Genomic DNA, 10,302 nt, shown 5'->3' on the forward strand with positions numbered 1-10,302 from the left:
GCTCGACCCTCGGGTGGTGTCGCGGAACATCGCACCCACGCGGGCGGGCTCCGTTAGCTCCCCGGCCAGGCTTGGCGGGACGAGGACGCGGATGGTGGCGGCAGCGTGATGGCAAGGGTCATCCGGATCACTCCTTTTTGCTCATTGATGTGGATCGCACGGGGTCGGCCCGTCCGTGCCCTCAGCTCACGCTTCGGCAAGCACAAATACGGCTTCCACGGCGGAGCCGCGGACCCTCCGCATTTGCGCTTGCGACCGGGCCTCTTGCCCCGTGCTGGGTGATCCCCATCGCAACAAGGAGTAACCCAAATGACCAACCACTACGTCGCCACCGTCCCCGTCAAGTTCACCGACACCGATGGCCAGGAGCGCACCCGTTTTCAGCGAGTGGGTGCGATGTTCCGCAACACCCGCAACGGGGACGGTTCGGAGTTCTTCAGCCTCAAGCTCGACTTCCCGGTCGCGGTCTCTGAGCTGGTGATGTTCCCGCCGAGCGCGAAGGATCCCCAGGACTGAATCCTCTGACGAGTATGGGCCGCCCCAGGACGATCTTGGGGCGGCCCGATCCCTGTTCCAGGGATGCCGTCACCGGCGCGTGTGATCGCCGCCAGCAACCTGACTTTGCTTCCGGTAGCCGCGCGCTCAAAGGACGATCGCCGCCCGGAATGATCAGGCCGCGACAGGGCGGACAGTCAGCCTCAAGGGGGCCATCCACAAAAACCTATCGGCCAGGGCCTCCCGGTTTTTGCGGCAGAGATTTGGCGGAGCCAAATCTGGCCCTCCTTGACCCTGCCTGTCCGCCCTGTCGGTGGGGTTTGCGCCCGCCCGCGGTTCCGTCCGAACACGTGCGTGTTCGGCCAGACCCTCGGGCGGTGCTGGGGAAGGGGACCCATTGGACAGGTGGGGCGCCCGGTGGTGAGGGCAGCAGAGCCGCGTCCCTGCGGGCCGCGGGGGAAGCGGACACCAAGGCTGCCTGAGCCTGAAGGCAACGTAAGTATATAATTGACAGTTTACTATATTATCGTAAGGTAGGGGCAGCCTTGGTGGAAGGTGGCAGGAAATAGGGGGTCTTTCTTCGCATGTCTCGTTCAAAACGTCTCACAGATGCGGACCGCATGGAGATCGTTCGCGAGGCTGCGGAAGGTGTGACCACATCGGCCCTGGCGGAGCGGTACGGCGTGTCGCGGCGGGCGATCCAGTACACGCTCAAAGCCGATGCCGAGCGTCAGATGGATGCCGCGATCCCGGTTTCAGCGGTCAGTGTGAAGGTTACGGCTGCGGAGCTTAAGGCGCTCGACGCGGTGTTGGCGAAGGCGGGGATCGAGAGCCGGGCCGAGGGGCTGCGGCGGCTCATCCAGGCGGCAGGCGGGGTGTTCGTTCCGGACGCGCAGATGGCAGCAGAGATGGCGCGCTACAGGGCCTCTCTGCACGAGGTCGGCAATGGGGTCGCGCAGATCGCCAAGCAGATGACGCGGGCCAACCGGATGGGGCAGGGGGCCGTGGGGGGCACGAGTGCCGAGTTCTCCGAATTGCGCCTTGCGCAGATGCGTGGGCTGGCGCGGTTCATTCTGGATTCCGCTGACGATATTGACCTGCTCTTGCGCCGCCGTCGGGATGCGATGGAGCTCGAGGCCACGGCCGCCTTGCGGGAGTTTGCCCATGCGGCTGAATGATGCTGTTGACGCTGTCACGGGCGAGGTCTTCCGGGATGGCTGGAGCCGGATCCGGGGCTCGATGCAGGGGCTGCATGTCGCCAAGCAGCGCCAGCTTGTGCGCGCGGCGGCAGGGCATCGGCCGGCGGTCTTCAAGGCGATCCGGGGCGGCGGTACGCATACCAAATCACAGCTCGCAAACCAGCTCGATTACCTCACCACCAAGTCCACCCATATTGTGGACAGTAGCGGGTTCCTTGATGGCAAGACGAAGCTCGAAGCGAAGGACATCAAGGACCTCACCGAGCGCTTTGCCAAGCGGTGGGATGCGGGCTTCAAGCCTAAGCTTGGGCAGACCACCCATATGCTCATGTCCTTTCCCATCGGCACGCGCGGGGAGGATGTGCGCGACATCGCGACGGACGTGGCCGAGCGGTTCTTCCAGACGGACGCGGGGCATTTCGATTACATCATCGCGGTGCATGAGGACCGCGATCATCCCCATGCGCATCTGGTGCTGAACCGCCGCTCGCAGGAAGGCGAGTTCTTTTTCCTGGGGCGGAACCATCGCTTCAACTATGGCGACTTCCGCCTCGCCATGGTCGAGGAGGCGGAAAAGTATGGCGTGCGCCTCGAGGCCACGCGCCGGGTGGATCGCGGGGTTGTACATTACCCGGCCCGCACAAGCGAGGTCTATGCGGCGAAAGAAGAGGGCCGCGCACCCCGCGAGCGCGAACGCGTGGGGGCCGACCTGACGCGGACGCTGGCGGAGATCGCCAACACCAGAACTGTCTACCACTCGCTTGCCGCGGAGGCCTCACGGGAGGCCCGCGAGGATATTGCTGCAGCCCTCTTCCGCGCGGGCGAGGTGCTGGCGCGCGGCGGGCAGGTGGACCGAACAGGAGATGTGTATATGGCCGAGGATGAAAGCTTCGAGGATCTGAGAAGCCTCTATGCCGAGAAGCTGGCGCGGGTGCAGGGCATGATCGCCGAGAAGTCCGATACTGAACGTCCCGCGCTGGAAAAGCGTCTCATCGAGATCCAGACGCAGGTCCAGCACATGCAGCCTCTCGGTTTGCGATCATCCGCGCTGTCAGAGACCCCCTCGGAGGGCGGGGTCTATTCAGAGGCAAACATCCAAGAGAGCCAGCTCGAACGCCTCACAGAGCCGCGCCTGCGGTCGCGGATCGATGCTGCTCTGCGGGGCACCGGGATCAGCACATCGGAAGTGGTCGCCCGGATCGAGACCGGGGCTACCAATGCAGCGCTCGAGCATCAATGGATCGCTGATGATCTCTCCAAGGTGGCCGAGGCGCGCGATCTGAACCTCGAACGCCGCGCCGATCTGGAACAGGCGCGCGACATTCTCAACGATGTGCACGTCGAACTCGGCACGCTGCTGGAACGGGAGAACGTGCTGCGCCGGGATGGTGTTCTGGAAGCGGAACCGGTCAGCGAGCGGTTCCACTATCAGGAGGACGCAGTGCGGGCGATGGAAGGGACAATCCGTCAGGAGATGCGCGCAGACGGCCTGTCCGCGCAGCAGATCGAGGACCGGGAGTGGGAGGTTGTCTCAAGGGCGGAGCGCCGGATCGAGACGGAGCAGCGCGCGTATCTCGAGGCGCACCCGGAGCTGCTCGCACGCCCAACCGATGTGATCGACCGGTCTGAGCCCTACAGGGAGACCATCACCGATGTAGCCCGCGCCAGTGCGATCACCCGCGAAGTCGACCGGATCATGGAGGCACGCGACGTCCGCACGCCCGTTGCAGATGCTGTCACGGATGACTTGCGCGCGCGCTATCCGGACATACCGACCCATCTTGCCCGTGGGCTCGGCGCGACCTATGCCGCCGTTGTGGAGATACGGGACACGGAGGCCATCAATCAGGTCCGCCGCGAAACCGAATTGCGCGAGGGGCTTGGGGTTGGCACGCGTGACGAACGTCTAGCGACCCGAGATGAAACTGCGCCGGAGTCTGACCGTACCGACCGTCTTGCAGACGAGATTGCGCGTGTCCTGGACCATGAGCGGGCGGGGGAGTTGTCCGCGCCCTTCGAGACCGAGGTGGAGCGGGACGCTTTCCGCGAGGAGATCGCGCGGGTGCTGGACGGTCGTCAACTCGACCGGCTCACATCCGGCGATGCCGATGCGCTGGAACAGGTTCTCGAGGACCGTCTCGACCGGCTCTATGTCGCCAAGGTCTACCTGCAATCCGATGCCGCGACGGCCAACACGGACGCCTTGCGCCAGGTGGTCGATGAACTCGCCGATGCCGAATACGAAAAACACCGCGCCACAGACGTGGATGGCGAGACCGAGCGGGGCCAGGTCCATTGAGCGCGCCCATGGGAAAAGCGCGAATTGCCACGGGCGTCCTGTTGGTGACGCTGGTGACCGCCGCCATGGGCTATACCATCGCCTCGGCGGTGCTGACCTACCAGGATCTCGGCTTCGGGGCCGAGATCGACTTTGCTTATATCGCGCAGAACTACATGGCGATCCTGGACCGCCGCCCCGAGGACGCGCAACTCATCCATCTGATCATCGGCAGCTTCGCCGCCGCCGGCCTGATGCTGAGCCTCGCTCTCTCAGGGTCTGCCCTGACACGCTTTGGTCAGACTCATTGGCAGAGCGCGCGCGAGATGAAGGCAAACGGGTTTTTCGGGGCGCCTGGGACCGGGTTCATCCTCGGCAAGCTTGGGGCGCCCGGCTCCCGCGCAAAATACATTTGCTCCAAGGTCTTCCCGCATGCGCTGATCGTGGCGCCCACGGGCCGCGGCAAGACCACGGGTTTCGTCATTCCAAACCTGCTGACCTGGCAAGGCTCCGCCGTGACGCTCGATGTAAAGGGAGAGTGTTTCGAGGCCACGGCCCGGCACCGCGCCGCCCAAGGTGACAAGGTCTATCGCTTTGCCCCCACCGATTGGGAGGGCAGGCGCACGCATCGCTACAACCCGCTCCTGCGCATCTATCAGCTGAAAGATCCCGCGCGCCAACAGATGGAACTGCAACTCCTGGCGACGCTGTTCCTGCAAAGCGACAACGACCGGGTGCAGGGCCTCCTCAAGGGCGGAATCGATCTTTTTGTGGCGGCAGGCCTGCTGGCCTTCCAGCGCAAGCGTCCGACTCTCGGCGAAATCTATCGCATCGCGGCTTCGGGCGGGAACAAGCAGAAGGAATACTTCGCGCGGGGCCATGAGGTGGAGAACAGGGCCGCGAAGCTGATCTTCACGCGGCTGGCCTCGACCAACAACGACACGCTGACCTCATACGTTTCGCTCTTGATGACCTCGGGGCTGGACCAATGGCAGAACCCGGCCATCGATGAGGCGACGGCGGTCTCGGACTTTGATTTTCGCACGATCCGCAAGAAGCCCTTTTCAGTCTATCTCGTGGTCCAGCCGCTGATGGTGAAACCCCTCGCGCCGCTGATCCGGCTCTTCTTCTCCGATCTCCTCTCGGCCATGCAGGAAAAGGACCCAGGGCCGGATGAGCCCTGGCCCGTGATGATCATGCTCGATGAGTTCAACCGCCTCGGCAAGATGCCCATCGTGGTCGAGAGCATCGAGACCCTGCGCACCTATCGCGGCCATTTGGCGGTGGTCACGCAAACCATCCCCGCCCTCGATGAAATCTATGGTGAGAACACCCGCCGTGCGCTGCAGGGCAACGCGGGCGTGAAGCTCTATCTGACGCCTTCTGATGAGAAGACCGTCGAGGAGCTGAGCAAGGCTGTCGGCAAGACCACGAAGACCGTGGTCACGCGGTCTCAGTCCATCGGCAAGAACCCTTTCGAAGGACGCAGCCAGTCCACACGGACCGAAGAAAGCTCTCTCCTGCCCGAGGATGAGGCGCGCCGCCTGCCGCTCGACGAGATCGTCATGGTCATCGATGCCCAGATGCCGGTCCGCGCGAAGCGGATCCAATATTTTGACGATCGGCTGTTCAAGGCGATCCACGCGGCACAAACGGGCGAATTGCCGTTTCCGCAGCCGGGGGGAGGGGGCGCACAGGGTGATCTGCCGCTGAGTATGCGCGCCATGCCAATGACACCGCCACCGGACGGGTCAGGCAGAACCGAGGCCGACGTTGAGGCCGCACGCCAGCCTGCTGATGGCCAATCGTCAGGGCAAACCGATGTCGCCCCAAAGAAGATTGCGCCTGTCGTTCAAGCTGTGATCGCCGAGGAACAGCGGCAGATTGAGATGGATTTTGGGAGCCAGGTTGCGGATGCCGAGGTAGCGAGCGCCGTGGGTGAGGCGCAGATGCGCTCCGCCGTCGATGGCTTGGACGACATGGAAGCGATGTTGCGAGAGGGTGAAGGTGGTGAAAAGCTGCCTGCTCACCCATCAAACGACATTGGAGACGATCCATCGCCGAACAGCAACGTTACGTGTTGAAGCCGCAGCCTCGTAAAGAACCATGACCCCCAGACGGACAAATCGCAGTCTCACTTGACACAGCTGCAATCAGAGAACTGTTTTTCGCGTCGTCGCATCGGCAAACATTCAATGAATAGGGTCTTAATTCTGTAACAATCGGAGGCTATACGCTAACCGAGCTGATCTTATCTGCCACTTGCAAAGGAATGTTAGTAGTGCTGCCCGAAAATATCCTTCTGTCCGTCGCCGCGCTGCTGGCGCTCAGCACGACAACCGCCGTAGCCGAACTGAAATACTCGAACGATACAGGCGGTAGCGTGAAGCTATACGGTCAGTTCAACCCGGCATATCTGTCATTTGACGATGGTGTCGCCAGCTATGGCGACCTCGTTGACAACGAAGTGTCCAACAGCCGCGTCGGTATCGAGGTCAAACAGGAGTTTGGCTCATCGGTTCTGATCTTCGATTTCCTGACTGGTATGGGCTTTGGCCAGTCATCCAACTACAGTCAGACAGGTGATCCCGATTTCTTCAATTGGGATCGTACATTCGTGCGCGAGCTCCAACTCAGCCTCAAAACCGAAAACGCCGGCACCTTCACCTTCGGGCAGGGTAGCATGACAACCGACGGCGTTGCCCAGTCGGATCTGTCAGGCACCAAGGTGGCCATGTACAACGGCCTCGATACGGTTGCCGGCAACTATGAATTTCGGACTGCTGCGGGGGCATTGTCCGGGGTCGAGATCGACGACACGTTTACAAGCTTCGATAGTTCGCGCCGCGGGCGTATCCGCTACGATTCGCCCAGCCTGAACAACTTTACGTTTTCGGCCGCTTACGGCACAAACATCTTGACGCCGAACAATGACGACATCTTTGCTGACGCGGCTGTGCGGTACAAAAACGAGATTGCCGGAACCAAGATTATCGGTTCACTCGGGTTCTCCCGCCGGACACGCAACGGCGTTGACCGCGACGATACATTCGGGTCGATCAGCGGCCTGCATCCATCCGGCTTCAACCTGACGCTCGCAGCGGGAAGTCGCAAGGACAGCGGTAGCTACAGCTTTGCCAAGGTGGGATACATCGCTGACTGGCTTTCGGTCGGCAAGACGTCGATGGCCGTTGATTTCTATAACGGGAGCGATTTCGTCACAGATGGTTCATCGTCCAAAAGCGTCGGTTTTGGTGTTGTTCAGAAATTCGATGCTGCAAATCTTGAAACCTACCTCGTTGTACGCAGCTACGAATATGCCGATTCGACGAACAGTTATCTGGACGCATCGTCGGTTCTGTTTGGCAGCCGCTGGAAGTTTTGAAAGCAGCGGGCAAATGGACAGATCGTCCATTTGCCCGCCTGCCTGTTTGGTTTGCTCCCTCGCGGGACAACTGGATCAGATAACCAATTCCGGCGTGTCCCGGAAATTTTTCCCGTCAGTGATGGCCGATGTTCCAGGTGATCTGGCTGTGGGGATCCGCAAAATGGAAATTCCGCGTATCGAGGTGGTTTGAAGTGGTCCCAAGATTTCGGACAGGTTTGCAGCGTTTCTAAGGTGTATCGGGTTTAAGTTTCATGCTGCTTTTTGCTCTTTGCGACCGTCCCAATATGCCTCGTCCGGCGTTCGCCGATCAAGCGCGGAATGTGGCCGGTTGGTGTTGTAGAACGCGATCCAGTCTTTGACGACCTTGCGAGCCTGGAAGCCGTCATTGATCTCTTCGAGATAGATCGCTTCCTGCTTCAGGCTGCGCCACAGCCGTTCGATGAAGATGTTATCGAGGTAGCGGCCCCGACCGTCCATCGAGATGCGCACGCCAGCCTCGGTCAGCGTCGTGATCCAAGCCGATCCCGTGAACTGCGACCCTTGATCAGTATTCATAATCTCCGGTGGGCCGTGTTTAGCGATGGCTTCGTTCAGGGCATCGACGCAGAAGTCGGCATGCATTGTGTTCGATAGCCGCCAGCTCAGAACCCTGCGCGTGGCCCAATCCATGATCGAGACTAGGTACAGGAAGCCGTTCTTGACCGGCACGAACGTGATATCGGCACACCAGACCTGATTGGGGCGGTCGATCTGCATCTTTCTCAGCAGATACGGATAGACCGGGTGCTGCGGGTGCGGCTGGCTGGTTCGGGGGCGTTTGTAGATTGCCTCCAAGCCCATCTTCGCCATCAATCGCCTGACGCGATGACGCCCGACAATGGTTCCTTCCCGCCACAGATAGGCCGCGATCTGGCGGCTGCCGAAGAACGGGTATTTGGTGAAGACCCGGTCGATCTCTTTCATCATCGCCAGCGTGTCCGCGTCGATCCCGACCGGCGTGTAGTAGAACGCGGACCGCGACAGCTGCACCAGTTTGCATTGCTGACTGATACTCAGATCGGGGTGATCCCGCTGGATCATGGCCCGCTTCTTTGCCCGGCTCACCGCTTCAGCCCTTCGGACAAAAAATCGTTCTCGACTGCCAGCCTCCCGATCTTGGCATGGAGCTCCTTGATTTCTGCTTCTGTCGGCCCTTCCGGTTTGCCGCCACGGGCAAAAACATCGGCCATGCCTTCGACGGCCTGACGCTTCCACGTGCTGACCTGGTTCGGATGAACCTGATGCTTCGACGCTATTTCCTGGATCGTCTTGTCACCACGCAGCGCTTCCAACGCAACCTTGGCCTTAAACAGGTCTGTAAACTTCCGGCGCTTCGCCATTCTCGTATCCCTTCAATGGTTCGGGATACACCTTAGCCAACTGTCCAGTTTTCTGGGACCACTTCAGACGTCGCTACCGGCGGCACCCGCGCCCGTATGGAGACCGGCGGCTGATACATCGAGCCGACGATCTTCGACTACGCCCGCAACGCGACGGCCCACAAGTTAATGTCAATTGCTATGACTGCGATGACATGACGGTACCGTTCCGCTGCTTCGCGGAATACGGGATCGGGCGGGACAAGTCGCTCCATGCGCTCGACAAGTATTTTGAACTCAAAACGACATAGATGAATGTGGGGGCCGTCCTTGAAACCGGGTAACGAGGGAATGGGTGTGCCTGTCTCTCTGGGAAACCCACAACGTTAACATCGTCGCGCTTCGCTACGCGGTGTCTGCCTGCCGAGGGTTTCCGGCGCGGTGAAAAATCCGCGCCGGAATTGCCCATGCGCGAATGCGACATCGGTGCTGCCGCAGCGAAAGGGCGGTTTGATATCGGGGCCTCGTCGTGCTTTGAACGGCCGGTATGAGGACATCAACCGCAACGCAGCGACGAACGTGCGGCAACTGCGAAGTGATGCTGCGTCAGCACTAGCTGCGTGAGCAGAAGACAGGAAAGTCCGCTCAGCTGACCTTGGCATCAAAAGCAGCGAACGACCGGTGATTGAGTAGCCCCGAGCACATCGGCCGACATGGATGAATGCCAATGCTGTCTTTGTTGCCGCTAGTAGTTCACCTGCTCAAAGCCGTAGTTCCCTTCATAGTCACGCCAGTCAACGAAGACAGAACGGTGATAGATGCTGGGGCAATTCTGGCCCCAGCGTTCGAGGCCGATATGGGCGGAGGGTAGGGCGGTCACGGAAGACCTCTGCCAAGCGAAATCACCTTGGGTTCCGTATGTGCCGAGGACCACGGTGGCGCTACGGTTGCAGTCGCCGTCACGTCCGGACTCGTGCTGTCGCGCATATCGCACATCAAAGACTCTGATGGATCGTACGAAGTTGAACTCAGGTCCGCTGATATCGATGTCCGCGCGATCTTGAATGAGCCGGAGGGCCTGGTCGGCTGGAACAAGATAGTCTGTAGCTTCAGGAGTGCGCCAAGCAGCCTCAATCGGTTCAACGATATCGCGCGCTGGAAAAGACTGTCGTGGTCCAATGCGGTTGTTCTGTAAGAACGCTTCAAAGATGCGGTTTACACTGTTTGGTGCTGGAGCGGTCTCATAGGACGCACCCATTGGACAGCGCCAGATTTGGAGCGGCGGTTCCACTGGCCACGGCGTAATGCGCCGAATGAATTCAGCGCGGGCACGGGCGCATGGCACGGAAGCAGGCCAGCCGCCAGACAAGCACAGGAGGATCGCGCAATCGATCAGATATGTCTGAGCGCGGGCGGGCATCGGCAGCGAAGAGCTTGTCACTGTCAAAGCGACCGCGACCGAGGGGAGGAGCTTCTTGAGTAGATGACGCATGCTGAAGACCCTTTGTGACAGGCTTGAGCATACATACGAAAATATACTATCGCAACACTAAGTAAAACAGCGCATAATGAAGTTTATGTTAA

The 10,302-nt window shown here is 60.6% G+C and carries 7 protein-coding genes; 5 read left to right on the plus strand and 2 right to left on the minus strand.

Annotated elements, in window-relative coordinates:
* Positions 1–309 precede the first annotated feature (309 nt).
* The 5 genes from ACGYK7_RS16025 (at position 310) to ACGYK7_RS16045 (ending at position 7,357) form a co-directional block, all read left to right on the plus strand.
* Positions 310–516: a hypothetical protein gene (locus ACGYK7_RS16025; RefSeq protein ID WP_007120662.1), complete on the plus strand. Its 207-nt coding sequence runs from the start codon at positions 310–312 to the stop codon at positions 514–516.
* A 563-nt stretch (positions 517–1,079) separates the two neighbouring features.
* Positions 1,080–1,673 (plus strand): helix-turn-helix domain-containing protein, encoded by a 594-nt coding sequence (locus tag ACGYK7_RS16030; protein WP_322330040.1) that lies wholly within the window; start codon positions 1,080–1,082, stop codon positions 1,671–1,673.
* Complete coding sequence (locus tag ACGYK7_RS16035; protein WP_394403481.1) at positions 1,660–3,993, plus strand: relaxase/mobilization nuclease domain-containing protein; 2,334 nt, start codon at positions 1,660–1,662, stop codon at positions 3,991–3,993. The genes ACGYK7_RS16030 and ACGYK7_RS16035 overlap by 14 nt, the downstream gene beginning before the upstream one ends.
* 8 nt (positions 3,994–4,001) lie before the next feature.
* Positions 4,002–6,056, plus strand: a complete 2,055-nt coding sequence (locus ACGYK7_RS16040; RefSeq protein WP_394403482.1) for a type IV secretory system conjugative DNA transfer family protein — start codon at positions 4,002–4,004, stop codon at positions 6,054–6,056.
* Between the two features lie 188 nt (positions 6,057–6,244).
* Positions 6,245–7,357 carry a porin gene (locus tag ACGYK7_RS16045; RefSeq protein WP_394403483.1) on the plus strand — a complete coding sequence of 371 codons (1,113 nt, stop codon included), beginning with the start codon at positions 6,245–6,247 and terminating at the stop codon, positions 7,355–7,357.
* Between the two features lie 252 nt (positions 7,358–7,609).
* Here ACGYK7_RS16045 and ACGYK7_RS16050 read toward each other — a convergent pair.
* Positions 7,610–8,739 (minus strand): IS3 family transposase gene (locus ACGYK7_RS16050; RefSeq protein ID WP_394403484.1). Its coding sequence is split into 2 segments (ribosomal slippage): positions 7,610–8,466 and positions 8,466–8,739, totalling 1,131 coding nucleotides; the frame shifts between segments, so codons are not numbered across the junction.
* Positions 8,740–9,463: 724 nt separating this feature from the next.
* Positions 9,464–10,210, minus strand: coding sequence for a hypothetical protein (locus tag ACGYK7_RS16055; RefSeq protein WP_198952424.1), 747 nt, complete (start codon positions 10,208–10,210; stop codon positions 9,464–9,466).
* Between the last annotated feature and the right edge of the window lie 92 nt (positions 10,211–10,302).

It is taken from the genome of Sulfitobacter sp. 1A15299 (assembly GCF_043556915.1).
Taxonomy (GTDB): Bacteria; Pseudomonadota; Alphaproteobacteria; order Rhodobacterales; family Rhodobacteraceae; genus Sulfitobacter.